This is a genomic window from Paenibacillus sp. FSL H3-0310 (assembly GCF_038002785.1).
Lineage (GTDB): Bacteria > Bacillota > Bacilli > Paenibacillales > Paenibacillaceae > Paenibacillus_AQ > Paenibacillus_AQ odorifer.
Window position 1 is genome coordinate 45,611 of the sequence record NZ_JBBODC010000001.1, and the last position, 14,368, is coordinate 59,978.

Annotated in this window: 22 protein-coding genes; all 22 read left to right on the forward strand. The window is 45.5% G+C overall.

Annotated features, from left to right (window positions below; genetic code table 11):
* Positions 1-10 precede the first annotated feature (10 nt).
* Positions 11-553 carry a 50S ribosomal protein L6 gene (rplF, locus tag MHH63_RS00260; RefSeq protein WP_036680562.1) on the forward strand — a complete coding sequence of 181 codons (543 nt, stop codon included), beginning with the start codon at positions 11-13 and terminating at the stop codon, positions 551-553.
* A gap of 84 nt (positions 554-637) precedes the next feature.
* Entirely contained in the window at positions 638-1,006 is a 369-nt protein-coding gene (gene rplR / locus MHH63_RS00265; RefSeq protein ID WP_036680564.1) for a 50S ribosomal protein L18, read from the forward strand.
* Positions 1,007-1,033: 27 nt separating this feature from the next.
* Positions 1,034-1,531: a 30S ribosomal protein S5 gene (gene rpsE, locus MHH63_RS00270; protein ID WP_036652980.1), complete on the forward strand. Its 498-nt coding sequence runs from the start codon at positions 1,034-1,036 to the stop codon at positions 1,529-1,531.
* A 14-nt stretch (positions 1,532-1,545) separates the two neighbouring features.
* The gene (rpmD, locus tag MHH63_RS00275) at positions 1,546-1,731 is read left to right on the forward strand and encodes a 50S ribosomal protein L30 (protein ID WP_036680567.1); all 186 of its coding nucleotides are present in this window, start codon (positions 1,546-1,548) and stop codon (positions 1,729-1,731) included.
* 40 nt (positions 1,732-1,771) lie between these two features.
* Positions 1,772-2,212 (forward strand): 50S ribosomal protein L15, encoded by a 441-nt coding sequence (gene rplO, locus MHH63_RS00280; RefSeq protein WP_036680569.1) that lies wholly within the window; start codon positions 1,772-1,774, stop codon positions 2,210-2,212.
* The gene (secY, locus tag MHH63_RS00285) at positions 2,212-3,510 is read left to right on the forward strand and encodes a preprotein translocase subunit SecY (protein WP_076099614.1); all 1,299 of its coding nucleotides are present in this window, start codon (positions 2,212-2,214) and stop codon (positions 3,508-3,510) included. The genes rplO and secY overlap by 1 nt, the downstream gene beginning before the upstream one ends.
* A 96-nt stretch (positions 3,511-3,606) precedes the next feature.
* Positions 3,607-4,251 carry an adenylate kinase gene (locus MHH63_RS00290; RefSeq protein ID WP_038573451.1) on the forward strand — a complete coding sequence of 215 codons (645 nt, stop codon included), beginning with the start codon at positions 3,607-3,609 and terminating at the stop codon, positions 4,249-4,251.
* A 4-nt stretch (positions 4,252-4,255) separates the two neighbouring features.
* Entirely contained in the window at positions 4,256-5,008 is a 753-nt protein-coding gene (map, locus tag MHH63_RS00295) for a type I methionyl aminopeptidase (RefSeq protein WP_038573450.1), read from the forward strand.
* Positions 5,009-5,019: 11 nt separating this feature from the next.
* On the forward strand, positions 5,020-5,328 hold the full coding sequence (locus MHH63_RS00300) for a KOW domain-containing RNA-binding protein (protein WP_036680581.1): 309 nt from the start codon (positions 5,020-5,022) through the stop codon (positions 5,326-5,328).
* A gap of 2 nt (positions 5,329-5,330) precedes the next feature.
* Entirely contained in the window at positions 5,331-5,546 is a 216-nt protein-coding gene (gene infA / locus MHH63_RS00305; protein WP_036652996.1) for a translation initiation factor IF-1, read from the forward strand.
* A gap of 53 nt (positions 5,547-5,599) precedes the next feature.
* Complete coding sequence (rpmJ, locus tag MHH63_RS00310) at positions 5,600-5,713, forward strand: 50S ribosomal protein L36 (RefSeq protein ID WP_003322638.1); 114 nt, start codon at positions 5,600-5,602, stop codon at positions 5,711-5,713.
* A 19-nt stretch (positions 5,714-5,732) separates the two neighbouring features.
* Positions 5,733-6,101, forward strand: coding sequence for a 30S ribosomal protein S13 (gene rpsM, locus MHH63_RS00315; protein ID WP_036680583.1), 369 nt, complete (start codon positions 5,733-5,735; stop codon positions 6,099-6,101).
* Positions 6,102-6,120: 19 nt separating this feature from the next.
* Entirely contained in the window at positions 6,121-6,516 is a 396-nt protein-coding gene (gene rpsK, locus MHH63_RS00320) for a 30S ribosomal protein S11 (protein WP_019908251.1), read from the forward strand.
* A gap of 130 nt (positions 6,517-6,646) precedes the next feature.
* Positions 6,647-7,591 carry a DNA-directed RNA polymerase subunit alpha gene (locus tag MHH63_RS00325; RefSeq protein WP_036680585.1) on the forward strand — a complete coding sequence of 315 codons (945 nt, stop codon included), beginning with the start codon at positions 6,647-6,649 and terminating at the stop codon, positions 7,589-7,591.
* A 34-nt stretch (positions 7,592-7,625) separates the two neighbouring features.
* Entirely contained in the window at positions 7,626-7,991 is a 366-nt protein-coding gene (gene rplQ / locus MHH63_RS00330; protein WP_019908254.1) for a 50S ribosomal protein L17, read from the forward strand.
* Between the two features lie 317 nt (positions 7,992-8,308).
* Complete coding sequence (gene truA / locus MHH63_RS00335) at positions 8,309-9,091, forward strand: tRNA pseudouridine(38-40) synthase TruA (protein ID WP_036680587.1); 783 nt, start codon at positions 8,309-8,311, stop codon at positions 9,089-9,091.
* 229 nt (positions 9,092-9,320) lie between these two features.
* Positions 9,321-9,758: a 50S ribosomal protein L13 gene (rplM, locus tag MHH63_RS00340; protein ID WP_036680589.1), complete on the forward strand. Its 438-nt coding sequence runs from the start codon at positions 9,321-9,323 to the stop codon at positions 9,756-9,758.
* A 20-nt stretch (positions 9,759-9,778) separates the two neighbouring features.
* Positions 9,779-10,171, forward strand: a complete 393-nt coding sequence (gene rpsI, locus MHH63_RS00345; RefSeq protein WP_025706574.1) for a 30S ribosomal protein S9 — start codon at positions 9,779-9,781, stop codon at positions 10,169-10,171.
* A gap of 228 nt (positions 10,172-10,399) precedes the next feature.
* A complete protein-coding gene (locus MHH63_RS00350; protein WP_036680616.1) occupies positions 10,400-11,092 on the forward strand; it encodes a phosphoadenylyl-sulfate reductase in 693 nt (230 codons plus the stop codon).
* Between the two features lie 37 nt (positions 11,093-11,129).
* Positions 11,130-12,299, forward strand: coding sequence for a sulfate adenylyltransferase (sat, locus tag MHH63_RS00355; RefSeq protein ID WP_076305238.1), 1,170 nt, complete (start codon positions 11,130-11,132; stop codon positions 12,297-12,299).
* A gap of 78 nt (positions 12,300-12,377) precedes the next feature.
* Positions 12,378-13,118 (forward strand): N-acetylmuramoyl-L-alanine amidase CwlD, encoded by a 741-nt coding sequence (gene cwlD / locus MHH63_RS00360; RefSeq protein WP_038573445.1) that lies wholly within the window; start codon positions 12,378-12,380, stop codon positions 13,116-13,118.
* 90 nt (positions 13,119-13,208) lie between these two features.
* Entirely contained in the window at positions 13,209-14,318 is a 1,110-nt protein-coding gene (locus tag MHH63_RS00365; protein WP_076130012.1) for an Mrp/NBP35 family ATP-binding protein, read from the forward strand.
* Positions 14,319-14,368: the final 50 nt, after the last annotated feature.

Sequence of the window (14,368 nt, forward strand, 5' to 3'; positions counted from 1 at the left end):
GGTGCAACACATGTCTCGTATTGGTCGCAAACCAATCGCAGTACCTAGCGGTGTAGATGTCACTTTGGACAACGCCGTTATTACAGTAAAAGGTCCAAAAGGTTCTTTGACTCGTGAGCTTCATAAAGACATGAAGGTTACAGTTGAAAATAACGAAATTACCGTTGTTCGCCCGTCGGATAACAAATTGCATCGTTCACTTCACGGCACAACCCGCTCCGTTGTCAACAACATGGTAGCAGGTGTGACTGAAGGTTTCTCGAAATCTCTGGAACTGGTTGGGGTCGGATATCGTGCAAGCAAATCCGGAGATAAAATCGTTCTGAACGTTGGTTATTCCCACCCGGTTGAAATTACACCGGAAGCTGGTATCGAGTTCGAAGTTCCTGCGAACACGAAGATCATCGTTAAAGGTATCGATAAAGAACGCGTTGGCGCATACGCTGCTAAAATCCGTTCCGTTCGTGAACCAGAACCGTATAAAGGTAAAGGTATCAAATATGAAGGCGAGCGTATCATCCGCAAAGAAGGTAAAGCTGGTAAGAAGAAATAACCAGTTTAAACTTAATTGTAAGATACCCCGTGCATCTTAAAGTGAAGCTGTTTACGGCAAACTGAAGGGAGTGAAAGGGAAGTCATGATTACAAAAGAAGATAAAAACAAGGCTCGTCTCAAAAGACACCTGCGTGTTCGTAAGAAGATCCAGGGAACTACTGAGCGTCCACGTTTGAACGTATTCCGTTCTTCGAAACACATCTACGCTCAACTGATCGATGATGTTAAAGGGGTTACTATCGTATCCGCTTCTACACTTGATAAAGATCTGAGCGCTAATATCGGTAATGGCGGTAGCGTTGAAGCTGCAGCGAAAGTTGGCCAATTGGTCGCTGAGCGTGCCAAAGAAAAAGGATATGCAGTGGTCGTATTCGACCGCGGAGGTTACTTGTACCATGGACGGATTCAAGCATTGGCTGATGCAGCTCGTGAAGCTGGTCTTGAATTCTAGAATAATTCTTAAAAGGAGGTTAACGACTTGCGTGTAGATCCGAACAGTTTAGAACTGACAGAAAGAGTTGTACACATTAACCGTGTTGCAAAAGTTGTAAAAGGCGGACGCCGTTTCAGCTTTAGTGCACTTGTTGTTGTGGGCGACGGCAACGGCTACGTCGGTGCTGGTATCGGTAAAGCCGGCGAAGTTCCGGATGCCATCCGTAAAGGCATTGAAGACGCCAAGAAAAACCTGATTCACATCCCAATCGTAGGAACTTCGATTCCCCATCTCGTTACTGGACACTTCGGCGCAGGACGCGTGTTGTTGAAACCAGCATCAGAGGGTACTGGCGTTATCGCTGGCGGTCCAGTTCGTGCGGTATTGGAATTGGCAGGCGTTGGCGACATTTTGACAAAATCACTGGGTTCTTCGAATTCCATGAACATGGTCAATGCAACTTTGGAGGGACTTTCCCGTCTGAAACGCATTGAAGAGGTCGCGAAACTTCGCGGCAAATCTGTCGAAGAATTGCGCGGTTAAGGAGGGGAACGTCAATGGCAAAATTGCAAATTACCCTCGTACGTAGTGTAATCGGACGTCCAGAAACACAACGTGTTACTGTTAAGACGCTCGGCCTGCGTAAACTCAACACGACAGTGGTTCACAATGACAGTCCTGCAATTCGCGGAATGATCAATAAAGTGAGTCACTTGCTATCTGTAACTGAAATTGAAGGCTAAACGCCTCGCATAAATTAACAAACATAAGGAGGTGCAAACGATGAAGTTACATGAACTTGCTCCAGCTCCTGGTTCCCGCAAAGAACGCAATCGCGTTGGTCGTGGTCCTAGTAGCGGAAATGGTAAAACTTCCGGTCGCGGTCACAAAGGTCAAAACTCACGTTCTGGCGGTGGTGTTCGTCCGGGCTTCGAGGGTGGACAAAATCCGCTCTATCGTCGTCTGCCTAAACGTGGTTTCGTCAATCCTACCCGTAAAGAGTATGCGATTGTGAACCTGGAAGATCTGAATAGCTTTGCAGAAGGAACTGAAGTGACTCCGCAGTTGTTGCTTGAAACTGGTGTTGTCAAGAATTCCAAAAGCGGCATCAAGATTCTCGGCAACGGTGAGTTGACCGTAAAATTGACTGTACAAGCAAATAAGTTCTCTCAATCTGCGGTAGAGAAAATCGAGGCTGCCGGCGGTAAAACCGAGGTGATCTAATGTTCAAGACGCTTAAGAATATCTGGCATGTTGAAGATTTGCGCAAAAAGATCCTGTTTACCTTGTTCATTCTGATTATCTACCGTATCGGTTCGTTTGTTCCGGTTCCTGGTGTGAACAAAGATGTACTGCAAACAGCAAATCAGAGCGGTGACGCTTTGATGGGACTCTTGAACACCTTTTCGGGCGGAGCGCTCAAAAACTTCTCGATATTTGCGATCAGTATTTACCCGTACATTACAGCATCCATCATCGTGCAATTGCTGTCGATGGATGTTGTTCCCAAGTTTGCTGAATGGGCTAAACAAGGGGAGCACGGGAAAAAACAATTGGCGCAAATCACTCGTTACGGTACAGTGATATTAGCCCTGATCCAAGGTTTTGCTACGTCGATAGGGTTTAACCGGATTTATGGAACTCAAATGATGCCGAATGCGACATTTGCTGATTACTTGCTGGTTGCCATTATCTTGACGGCGGGTACTTCTTTCTTGATGTGGCTTGGTGAACAGATTACCGAAAAGGGAATCGGGAACGGGATTTCGATCCTGATTTTTGCGGGAATCGTCGCCGCCATTCCGGGATATATCACAAGTACGGCTAACTCAAGTTTTATTCAGCCGGATCAGGTGTTCCTGAATATTCTTAAAGTCGTTATCGTGCTGATTGTGATTGTAGCGATTATTACAGCAGTTATCTTCGTACAGCAAGGTATTCGGAAGATTCCTGTTCAATACGCTAAACGCGTAGTCGGCAATAAAATGTACGGTGGACAGAATACACATATCCCATTGAAAATTAATGCGGCAGGTGTAATTCCGGTAATCTTCGCCGTATCATTGCTTCAGTTCCCAGTTGTTCTCTCCAGTTTCTGGTCAACACATGCCTGGGCTCAATGGATTGCTAAGTATTTAGCAACCGATGCTCCACTTGGTATGCTTCTGTATGTAGTGATGATCATCGGGTTCACGTTCTTCTATACGTTCGTGCAGATGAATCCTCAGCAGATGGCCGATAACATGAAGAAGAATGGTGGTTACATTCCAGGTATCCGTCCTGGTAAAGCTACAGAGAAATATCTGACTAGAGTAATGTCTCGTCTGACTATGTCCGGCGCTTTGTTCCTAGCTTTGATCTCTGTTCTGCCGATGTTCTTCGGTGCTTTATCTGGATTGCCTAAAGAAGTTCGTATTGGCGGTACATCACTGCTGATCGTAATCGGTGTGGCATTGGATACTATGAAGCAGATCGAGAGCCAATTGATCAAACGCCATTACAAAGGCTTCATCAATAAATAGGTGATAGGTTCCGGTGAAGCTTAAGTTTTTATTCTTCCCGGCACCTATTATGCTGTTTCTTGCTTGGTGGCGAACTTTTGGGGGGAGAGAGAAATCGTGAACATTTTATTCATGGGCCCTCCTGGGGCAGGCAAGGGAACACAAGCGGCAGAAATCGTTAAAGAATTTGGTATTCCTCATATTTCGACAGGAGATGCTTTCCGTTTGGCAATCAAACAGGAAACTCCGGTAGGATTGAAGGCCAAATCATTTATAGATCAAGGTTTGCTTGTACCAGATGATGTGACCATTGGGATAGTCGAAGAACGGTTGCAGCAGTCCGATTGCGAAAAAGGATTTCTATTGGATGGTTTTCCAAGAACTCTTTCGCAAGCGGAAGCGCTGGATGATATTCTTAGCCGTTTGAACACTTCTTTGGATCATGTCATCAACTTGAATGTTGACCGTGGATTGCTAATGGCGCGTCTTACTGGACGTCGTATCTGCAGCGTTTGCGGAGCATCCTACCATTTAATCTTCAACCCGCCGAAGCAAGATGGCATTTGCGACATTGATGGCGGTGAATTATATCAACGTCCGGATGACAACGAAGAAAGTGTAGGCAAGCGCCTGGATGAGTATGATAATAAAACAGCGCCGCTGCTTGCGTTTTATGATAATAAAGGTCTTTTGCGTCAGGTAAACGGGGAAAACGAAATTAATGTCGTTACTTCTGAAATCGTGTCTTTAATGCGGGGTTAATGTAATGATCATTTGTAAATCCGAACAGGAACTTGCCTTTATGAGGGAAGCTGGTCGAATTGTTGCCGAGAGTCACCGTCTTATTGCTCAGGCCATTGAGCCTGGCATTACAACGGGTGAGCTCGACAGAATCGCCGATCAATACATTCGCAGTCAAGATGCTGTGCCGTCTTTCAAAGGCTACAACGGTTTTCCTGCCAGCATTTGCGCTTCAGTCAACGAACAATTAGTGCATGGATTTCCTGGTAAACGTAAACTGATCGAAGGCGATATTGTTACGCTGGATATCGGTGCAGAGTACCGCGGTTATCACGGTGATTCCGCCTGGACCTACGGTGTGGGCAGCATTTCCGAAGAGGCTCAGCGTTTGCTGGACGTTACGGAAGGCTCCTTGTACGCGGGACTGGCGTTAGTTAAGCCGGATGTGCGCTTGTTTACAATCTCCCATGCTATTCAGCAATACATCGAAGAGGCTGGTTTCTCAGTCGTACGTGAGTATGTTGGTCATGGTATTGGGGCAAAACTGCATGAAGAACCGCAAATTCCGAATTATGGCATAGCGGACCGCGGACCACGTCTGAAACCGGGTATGGTGCTCGCGATTGAGCCGATGGTAAACGCAGGAAAGAGACATGTCAGAACACTGGAAGATAACTGGACTGTCGTTACGGTTGATGGCTCACTATGTGCTCACTTCGAGCATACAGTAGCAGTTACTCCGGACGGCATGGAAATTTTCACAAAACTGAATGCGTAGGTGATCTCCACTTGAATACTGTGAGCAGCCCGCAGGTTGGTCAATTAGTGAGAATTCTCAAAGGCAAAGATGCCGGAGAGGCAGCCGTTGTTATCGCAGTTGTTGATAGCAGATTTGTATACATTGCAGATGGAGACAAACGTAAGTTTGATGGGCCAAAGAAGAAGAATATTCTTCATCTTGAGCTCATACCCTTCATCAGCAGTGAGGTTGTGGACAGTTTGAAGGAAACTGGGCGGGTAACAAACGGAAAGCTGCGATTCGCAGTCATGAAGTATGCTGGACCCACCGGAATAAGTGCTGATGAGAAAGGAGACTAACTGTGGCTAAGGAAGATGTCATTGAAGTAGAAGGTACTGTCCTTGAACCGTTGCCAAACGCAACGTTTAAGGTTGAGCTTGAGAACGGTCATCAAATACTTGCCCATGTATCCGGTAAATTGCGGATGCACTTTATCCGTATTTTGACCGGAGACAAAGTGGTCGTGCAGTTATCGCCTTATGATTTATCAAAAGGTCGTATAACTTACCGTAAATAGATGGGAACTACGAAAAAAGTTTTGCTTCGCAAAACTTTGAGGAGGTAATTAACATGAAGGTAAGACCTTCTGTAAAGCCCATTTGCGAGAAATGTAAAGTAATCCGCCGCAAAGGGACTGTTATGGTGATTTGCGAAAATCCGAAACACAAACAAAAACAAGGTTAAGAAGGGGGTGTAGCGTAAAATGGCTCGTATAGCTGGAGTGGATTTGCCACGTGACAAACGCGTTGAGATCGCCTTGACTTATATTTTCGGAATCGGTAAAACGACTTCTCAGAAAATTCTTAATGAAACAGGCATTAGCGCTAATACACGTGTCCGTGATTTGACGGAAGATGAAGTCAGCAAACTGCGTGAAACGATCGACAAAACGGTTAAGGTTGAAGGTGACCTGCGTCGTGAAATTTCCTTAAATATTAAACGTCTTACTGAGATCGGCTGTTACCGCGGTGTTCGCCACCGTCGTGGATTGCCTGTTCGCGGTCAACGTACTAAAACGAATGCCCGTACCCGGAAAGGCCCGCGTCGTACGGTAGCAAACAAAAAGAAATAATAAGGGGGGATAAGAGACAATGGCTAAACCGAAAAAAGTCGTACGTACCAAACGTCGCGACCGTAAAAATATCGAATCCGGCGTGGCACATATTCGTTCCACGTTCAACAACACCATCGTTACCATCACGGATCCTCACGGAAATGCAATTTCCTGGGCAAGCTCCGGCGGCCAAGGATTTAAAGGTTCCCGTAAGTCCACTCCATTCGCAGCGCAAATGGCAGCTGAATCAGCAGCTAAAGCAGCTATGGAGCACGGCATGAAGTCGGTTGAGGTTATGGTTAAAGGACCGGGCGCGGGCCGCGAAGCAGCCATCCGTTCCCTTCAAGCTGCAGGGCTTGAAGTTAACCTTATTAAAGACGTAACTCCGGTTCCTCACAATGGATGCCGTCCGCCTAAGCGTCGTCGCGTATAGTGAAATCAGTATTGTGAATGTGGTATAATTCTGACGCATCTGCTAATAATAGGTGTTTAGGCATACTACATGATGCACCTGATGGGGTGACAGTTTCATATAGGAGCGACGTTGAAGGAGGGGTAAACTCGTGATAGAAATCGAAAAGCCGAAGATTGAGACCGTAGAAGCTAATGATGAAGGTACCTATGGGAAATTCGTAGTTGAACCGCTGGAACGTGGGTATGGCACGACTCTGGGGAACTCGCTTCGCCGGATATTGCTTTCTTCGCTTCCAGGAGCCGCAGTGACTTCGGTCCAAATTGACGGCGTTCTGCATGAGTTCTCGACCGTTCCAGGCGTAATGGAAGATGTGACGGAAATCATTCTGAACCTTAAAGCCTTGTCTCTGAAGATTCATTCAGACGAGGAAAAAGTGTTCGAGATTGATGCTGAAGGGGAAGGCATCGTTACCGCAGGTGATATCCGTGCGGACAGCGATGTTGAGATCCTCAATCCGGATCTTCACATTGCAACGCTGGGACCTGGTGCGAGACTTCATATGCGTATTTTTGCAGGCCGTGGTCGCGGCTATGTCCAAGCGGACCGGAACAAACGTGACGATCAGCCAATTGGTGTTATTCCAGTTGACTCCATCTACACTCCAATTTCACGCGTTAACTACGGCATAGACAATACACGTGTTGGTCAAGTGACTAACTATGACAAATTGACGCTTGAAATTTGGACGGATGGAAGTATCAGACCGGAAGAGGCTGTAAGCCTCGGAGCCAAAATTTTGAACGAGCACCTCGTTCTGTTCGTAGGTCTTACGGACGAAGCGAAAGACGCCGAAATTATGGTTGAAAAAGAAGAAGACAAAAAAGAAAAAGTACTTGAGATGACAATCGAAGAGCTTGATCTTTCTGTTCGTTCCTACAACTGCCTCAAACGTGCTGGTATTAATACCGTACAAGAGCTTACCACGAAGACTGAAGAAGATATGATGAAGGTGCGTAACCTTGGTCGCAAATCTTTGGAAGAAGTTCAGGAAAAGCTTGAGGAACTTGGTTTGGGTCTCCGCACAGAAGAATAGCTGCAGATTGCTTTAGTAAAGGAGGGAAAACACAATGGCATACCAAAAATTGGGCCGTGATTCCAGTGCGCGTAAAGCGTTATTTCGCGACATGGTAACGGATCTGTTTTTATACGAGCGCATCCAAACAACGGAAGCTAAAGCGAAAGAAGTTCGTTCTATCGCTGAAAAGCTGATCACTAAAGCTAAAAAAGGTGATCTTCATGCTCGTCGTCAAGTAGCTGCATTTGTTCGCCGCGAGACTGTTGATGGTGAACAAGATGCAATTCAAAAATTGTTCTCTGACATCGCTCCTCGTTACACTGAGCGTCCAGGTGGATACACTCGTATCCTTAAACTAGGACCTCGTCGTGGCGACGCTGCGCCTATGGTTTATCTTGAATTGGTAGACCGCGCGTAGTATCACAAGTATTGATTTCCGATGCTTCCCTTTCATCCAGCCCTCTTTGGAGTAAAGATGGGGGAAATATCAGCGTTATTGTGCTGCAGAGGCGCAAGACTCTGCTGTACTAATAACCGTGGGAATCACCTTGGTTCAATTGAAGGAGCTCCCGCAGGGGCTCTTTTTTTTGAAATTAAGGATCCTATAGGACTTGTAGTTCTATATATGAAAAATGGATGCCGTCCTTCTAGGGACGGCGAAGCCATTTCTTCAAATAGAAGATCAGACAGTGCTTCGATCGACGTTCTGCTGACCGGTTTAAAAAGGAGAACGGAATGCGTAATCTATTGATGAAGGTCAATTATGACGGAACGAATTATGATGGCTTTCAGACCCAGCCTCAGGGCAATACGATTCAGGATCGGCTGGAGCAAGCCATACTCCATCTGACAGGTGAGAAGCTTAAGATTACTGCTTCAGGCCGCACAGATGCCGGAGTACATGCCTATGGCCAGCCTTTTAACTTTACAACCTCCTCTCGAATCCCAACTGAACGTTGGTGTCTAGCGCTTAATGCCCGGCTGCCACAAGACATCGTGGTTACCGAGGCTAGGGAAGTTCCGCTAACGTTTCACTCTCGTAGAGGGGCTAAGCGTAAAACTTACCGATACACGATCAATGGCAACAGGTTTCCAGATCCGTTTCAGCGGCGCTGGCAGCTTCACCATCCAGTGAAGTTGGATATTCCTGCGATGCAGCAAGGCTTAACGCAAATTATAGGGACACATGACTTCACTTCGTTTGCATCACGACGGTCTACGAAGACTTCTCATGTACGAACGATCTTTGAAGCTCATATGGAAGTAGACCGCAGTATGTGCCGACCCTCTTCATCAGATCAAGGAGTTATCCATACTTATATAACGGGTAGTGGATTTCTTCAGCACATGGTTCGCATTATTATGGGGACTTTGATCCATGTGGGGGAAGGTAAAATACCTGCTGATAAGGTTGCTGAAATATTGGCAGCATGTGATCGATCACATGCTGGTCCAACAGCTGTGGCCATGGGGTTAGCTTTGTGGAGTGTTGAATATGACGAGATTGAAAGTGAATAGTTTTTTCTATAAATTTCTTCCTGATTAATAGGCTAAATGTTTAAAAATCACTTGCACTTGTTATGTTTATACTGTAATATAAAAGTTGTGTTTTCTTGATGGCTATCCCACAGCCCCGATCGAGAAAATGCCAAAAAAATGCTTTGCTTAACTCACATAATCGTAATTCAATGAGAAACAAGATATACGAAACAGAAGATTTTCGTACGAGAACAAGGAGGAAACATTCATGCGTACCACCTATATGGCGAAGCCGAACGAAGTTGAACGCAATTGGCACATTATTGATGCCGAAGGCAAAACACTCGGTCGTTTGGCCAGCGAAGCCGCTGCTTTGATCCGTGGCAAACACAAACCGCAATTCACTCCACACGTTGATACAGGAGATTTCGTTATCGTAATCAACGCTGAGAAAATTCACTTGACCGGTAAGAAATTGCAAAACAAAAAATACTACCGTCACTCGATGCACCCAGGTGGTTTGAAAGTTACTAATGCTGAAACTCTGCTGAATACTAAACCAGAACGCGTAATTGAATTCGCGGTTCATGGTATGATTCCTAAGACTCGTCAAGGGGACCACATGAAGCTGAGATTGAAAGTATATGCAGGCGCCGAGCATCCACATGCAGCACAAAAACCTGAAGTTTACGAACTTCGCGGATAAGAATAGAGGAGGACAGTTTCATGGCACAAGTACAATACTATGGGACAGGTCGTCGTAAACATTCGGTAGCACGTGTTCGCCTTGTACCGGGTGAAGGACGCATTGTCATTAACAAACGTGAGATGGACGAATATTTCGGTGTGGAAACACTGAAAATGATCGTAAAACAACCTTTGAACCTGACTGAAACACTGGGCAACTACGATGTAATCGTTCTTGCACATGGTGGCGGCATTTCCGGTCAAGCTGGAGCAATTCGTCACGGTATCTCCCGTGCATTGCTTAAAGTTGACCCTGAATATCGCGGTGCATTGAAGAAAGCCGGCTTCCTGACTCGTGACCCACGTATGAAGGAACGTAAGAAATACGGCTTGAAGGCTGCACGTCGTGCGCCTCAGTTCTCGAAACGTTAATATTTACAGAATTCAACCCTTGGCCATATGGCCAAGGGTTTTATTTTTTGTTGCCTCTTTCCACAAGAAATGGGCTTTTTTTGCATCTATTTACTAATTCTAACGGATGAAACGCATTGACTTCCTCAGTAAAAGTTATATACTATTTCATATAGAATTAGTTGGTTTTATTACTTCTTTTACCTCATTTATTCATACGATTAATATTTTGGATGGAGGAATACCTTAATGAACCTGCTCGAGAAAGAGGATTTAATCAAAGTTAAGGCCGAAGAATTAGAAACTGCTTCACCCGAGGAAATTATCCGCTGGGCTGTAGAAACATTTCCTAACATTACTTTTGCCTGCAGTTTTGGTGCCGAAGATGTAGTGCTAGTTGATATGCTTCACAAAGTTAGTCCGTCTACAGACGTCTTTTATCTCGATACAGATTATCATTTTAAGGAAACCTATGAAACCAGAGATTTGATGGCAGATAAATACGGGCTGGAGTTCGTACGAGTGTCTCCACAAATCACTCCGCAGGAGCAAGCACTTCAACACGGTGATGCGTTATGGACAGTAGATCCTAACCAATGCTGTGGGATTCGTAAAGTAGAGCCGCTGACTCGTATCCTATCTCAATATGAAGCTTGGATTACAGGCATTCGTCGTGACCAAGCGCCTACCCGTGCTAATGCCAAAAAGGTTGAGTATGATTATAAATTTGGTTTGGTTAAGTTTAATCCAATTGCGGATTGGACAACCGAAGATGTATGGAACTATATTCGTGAAAATGATGTAATTTATAACCCTCTACATGACCGTAACTATCCAAGTATCGGCTGTGAGCAATGTACACGTCAGGTTATGCCTGGTGAAGATCCGCGTGCTGGACGTTGGGCTGGATCAGAGAAGACTGAGTGCGGATTACACAAGTAGGACCTATCCCCGTGAGAACACAGAAGGAGAGACGATAATGACTTCAATACGTCCGCATGGCGGAACATTAGTTAACCGTGTAGTAGAGGGTACAGAAAGAGAAGAATTACTGCAGCTTGCACGTGATTATAAGGCGATTGCCGTGAACACCTGGACTTTATCTGATTTGGATCTAATTGCGGTAGGTGCATTTTCTCCACTGACTGGATTTTTGAATGAACAAGATTATCACTCCGTAGTCAAAAACATGCGTTTAGCAGATGGCACAGTGTGGAGCATTCCAATAACACTTGCTGTAGAAGAGGATGTGGCCTCTGGTTTAGCTATTGGAGACAAGGTATCTCTAATCGGTGAAGAGGATGGCGAGATCTACGGTTTATTGGATATTGAGAGTATTTATACGGTTGATCAAAACCTTGAAGCGCAAAATGTATTCAAAACAACAGACCCTGAACATCCAGGAGTAAGTAAGCTGTTGGCCCGCCCGGCTATCTATGTAGGAGGACCAATTACAGTGCTGAATAGACCACAGCCAGAAAAGTTCGGAGAATTTTATTTTGACCCTTCAGCTACACGTAAGATATTTGCAGACAAGAGCTGGAGAACAGTTGTAGGCTTCCAGACGCGTAACCCAGTTCATCGTGCACATGAATATATTCAAAAATGCGCTATGGAGGTTGTAGACGCTCTGTTCTTAAACCCGCTAGTGGGTGAGACGAAGTCTGATGATGTACCGGCAAATGTACGAATGAAGAGCTACCTGGCGCTTTTGGAGAATTATTATCCTGAGGATCGTACCTTTCTAGGTGTTTTCCCGGCGGCCATGCGTTATGCTGGTCCGAGAGAAGCGATTTTTCATGCTATGGTTCGCAAAAATTACGGCTGCACCCATTTTATTGTCGGACGTGACCATGCGGGCGTAGGTGATTACTACGGAACTTATGAAGCGCAAGAAATTTTTGCGAATTTCACCGCTGAGGAACTTGATATTACTCCATTATTTTTTGAACACAGCTTCTTCTGTAAAAAATGCGGAAATATGGCTTCCAGTAAAACCTGCCCACATCCTGGCGACGATCATATGACTTTGTCGGGTACAAAGGTACGGGCTTTGCTTCGGGAGGGTCAATGTCCGCCTCCTGAATTTACGCGACCTGAGGTTGCGCAGATTCTAATTGAAGGCATGACTCAAGAAGTAACAGCTTAATCATCGTTAGCTAGTACTATTTGGCCTTCTTGTCCCATATAGATGAGTATTATCTATCGGGACGAGGGGGTCTTTGTTATGTCTGGCCGAAAACACAGTAAAGTCTCGGTCTGGATCTCATGGAGCAGTATCAAAAAATGTATGCTGGGCGCGACACTGCTGGCTATAATGATCGGCATTATAGCGTATGACATGCCTACTGCCAAAACGTTAAATTATTGGAGTCTGCCTTTGTCTGGTAAAGTGATCGCTATCGACGCTGGACATGGGGGAGCAGATGGAGGGGCAGTTAGCCGGGAAGGGCTAATTGAGAAAGACATTAATCTTGCGGTCTCTCTTTATTTACGTGATTACCTGCAACAGGCAGGGGCTATTGTTGTAATGACCCGTGAAGGGGATTATGATTTGGCTCAGGAGGGCACTAAGGGCTATTCTAAGCGCAAGACTGAAGATCTTAAGCAAAGAGTAAGAAGCATTGAAGAGAAGGGCGCAGATCTTTTTATAAGCGTTCACATGAACAGTGTGCCTTCAAACCGATGGAGCGGGGCGCAGACCTTTTACTATCCCAATCACAAGGATAATAAAGCTATCGCAGAGTTTGTACAGAGTGAGCTGAAGACTACACTGGAGAATACTGATCGTGTAGCTAAGACTGTAAATACTGTTTATCTACTAAAAGCATTAAAAATACCTGCGATCCTTGTAGAGGTCGGTTTTTTGTCGCACCCTCAGGAATCAGTTCTACTCGGAGATGATGTTTATCAACGCAAGGTAGCGACTAGCATATATCGTGGCATTCTTCGTTATGCTTCCGAGTAGCCGGGACTACTCATCAGGAGATGGGTAATGCTATAATAGACAAAAACTCCGGAAGAATTCTCCTCCGGAAAGGAAACAGAGGTGCTTTCCATGCTGACTAGGGAACATATCCAGGAAATACTGCAGTCAATAACAGACCCGGAAACCGGAAAAAGCCTTGTGGAACTACAGCTGATCCGTGACATTATGATTAAAGAAGATCGTATATCTTTATCAATCGTATGTCTGGATCCTGAAGAGCAAAGTCGCATGGATCTAGAACAACGGGTTCGTGAGTTGCTTGAAGCAGGTGGAGTCACTAATGTGCATATCCGGCTGCGTGATGCAACCGATTATGAACGTGCTCTGCTTCGCGGAGAGAGTGCCGGGGAAGAGCCGTTGGTTGATGAACCGGGGAAACTTAAGGGACATGCAGCTGGCCTTGACGATCATGAATTAATCAATGAGAACTCTGGTGTTAACTTTATCGCCATTGCCAGTGGTAAAGGCGGTGTTGGAAAGTCTACAGTTACTGTGAATTTGGCAGTAGCTTTGGCTAGAAAAGGTAAAAAGGTTGGATTGATTGATGCGGACATTTATGGGTTTAGCATCCCTGATATGATGGGAATCGAAGAGGGACCCGTTGTAGAAGAGGGAATCATTATTCCTGTGGAACGTTTCGGAGTGAAGGTCATGTCTATGGGCTTCTTTATCCGTGAGAATAGTCCGGTAATTTGGCGGGGACCTATGCTTGGCAAAATGCTGCGCCAATTCTTCGGTGATGTGGGCTGGGGAGAACTTGATTATATGCTGCTTGATCTTCCTCCAGGTACAGGTGATGTGGCGCTTGACGTACATCAGATGCTCCCTCACAGCAAAGAGATTATTGTTACTACCCCTCATGCTACCGCAGCGTTTGTGGCGGCTAGAGCGGGCTCTATGGCTCTGCAGACAGAACATGAGATTATTGGGGTCATTGAGAACATGGCTTATTATGAGTGTAAAGACTGCGGTAAAAAAGATTATATTTTTGGCAGAGGCGGAGGCGCTCGGCTTGCGGAGACACTCCATACCGAGCTGCTTGCACAAGTTCCATTGGGCGCACCGGACAACCATATTTCTGAACCGGATTTCTCACCTTCCGTATACAAGGAAGACACAGCTACTGCGTTGTTGTTTGCTGATATCGCCGATAAGCTGATTGCGAAATATGAGCACTAATTATTGTGCATAAAAAGAGGCCGTCCCACTTTGTTAGGTGGGATAAGGCC

Excerpts from the sequence above, each read along its gene's own strand:
- cwlD (WP_038573445.1), top strand. The coding sequence starts at position 12,378 with ATGTCTGGCCGAAAACACAGTAAAGTCTCGGTCTGGATCTCATGGAGC.
- rpsK (WP_019908251.1), top strand. The coding sequence starts at position 6,121 with ATGGCTAAACCGAAAAAAGTCGTACGTACCAAACGTCGCGACCGTAAA.
- rplR (WP_036680564.1), top strand. The coding sequence starts at position 638 with ATGATTACAAAAGAAGATAAAAACAAGGCTCGTCTCAAAAGACACCTG.
- rpmD (WP_036680567.1), top strand. The coding sequence starts at position 1,546 with ATGGCAAAATTGCAAATTACCCTCGTACGTAGTGTAATCGGACGTCCA.
- rplM (WP_036680589.1), top strand. The coding sequence starts at position 9,321 with ATGCGTACCACCTATATGGCGAAGCCGAACGAAGTTGAACGCAATTGG.
- sat (WP_076305238.1), top strand. The coding sequence starts at position 11,130 with ATGACTTCAATACGTCCGCATGGCGGAACATTAGTTAACCGTGTAGTA.
- MHH63_RS00350 (WP_036680616.1), top strand. The coding sequence starts at position 10,400 with ATGAACCTGCTCGAGAAAGAGGATTTAATCAAAGTTAAGGCCGAAGAA.
- rpsI (WP_025706574.1), top strand. The coding sequence starts at position 9,779 with ATGGCACAAGTACAATACTATGGGACAGGTCGTCGTAAACATTCGGTA.
- truA (WP_036680587.1), top strand. The coding sequence starts at position 8,309 with ATGCGTAATCTATTGATGAAGGTCAATTATGACGGAACGAATTATGAT.
- map (WP_038573450.1), top strand. The coding sequence starts at position 4,256 with ATGATCATTTGTAAATCCGAACAGGAACTTGCCTTTATGAGGGAAGCT.
- rplO (WP_036680569.1), top strand. The coding sequence starts at position 1,772 with ATGAAGTTACATGAACTTGCTCCAGCTCCTGGTTCCCGCAAAGAACGC.
- MHH63_RS00365 (WP_076130012.1), top strand. The coding sequence starts at position 13,209 with ATGCTGACTAGGGAACATATCCAGGAAATACTGCAGTCAATAACAGAC.
- rpmJ (WP_003322638.1), top strand. The coding sequence starts at position 5,600 with ATGAAGGTAAGACCTTCTGTAAAGCCCATTTGCGAGAAATGTAAAGTA.
- rplQ (WP_019908254.1), top strand. The coding sequence starts at position 7,626 with ATGGCATACCAAAAATTGGGCCGTGATTCCAGTGCGCGTAAAGCGTTA.
- rpsM (WP_036680583.1), top strand. The coding sequence starts at position 5,733 with ATGGCTCGTATAGCTGGAGTGGATTTGCCACGTGACAAACGCGTTGAG.
- rplF (WP_036680562.1), top strand. The coding sequence starts at position 11 with ATGTCTCGTATTGGTCGCAAACCAATCGCAGTACCTAGCGGTGTAGAT.
- secY (WP_076099614.1), top strand. The coding sequence starts at position 2,212 with ATGTTCAAGACGCTTAAGAATATCTGGCATGTTGAAGATTTGCGCAAA.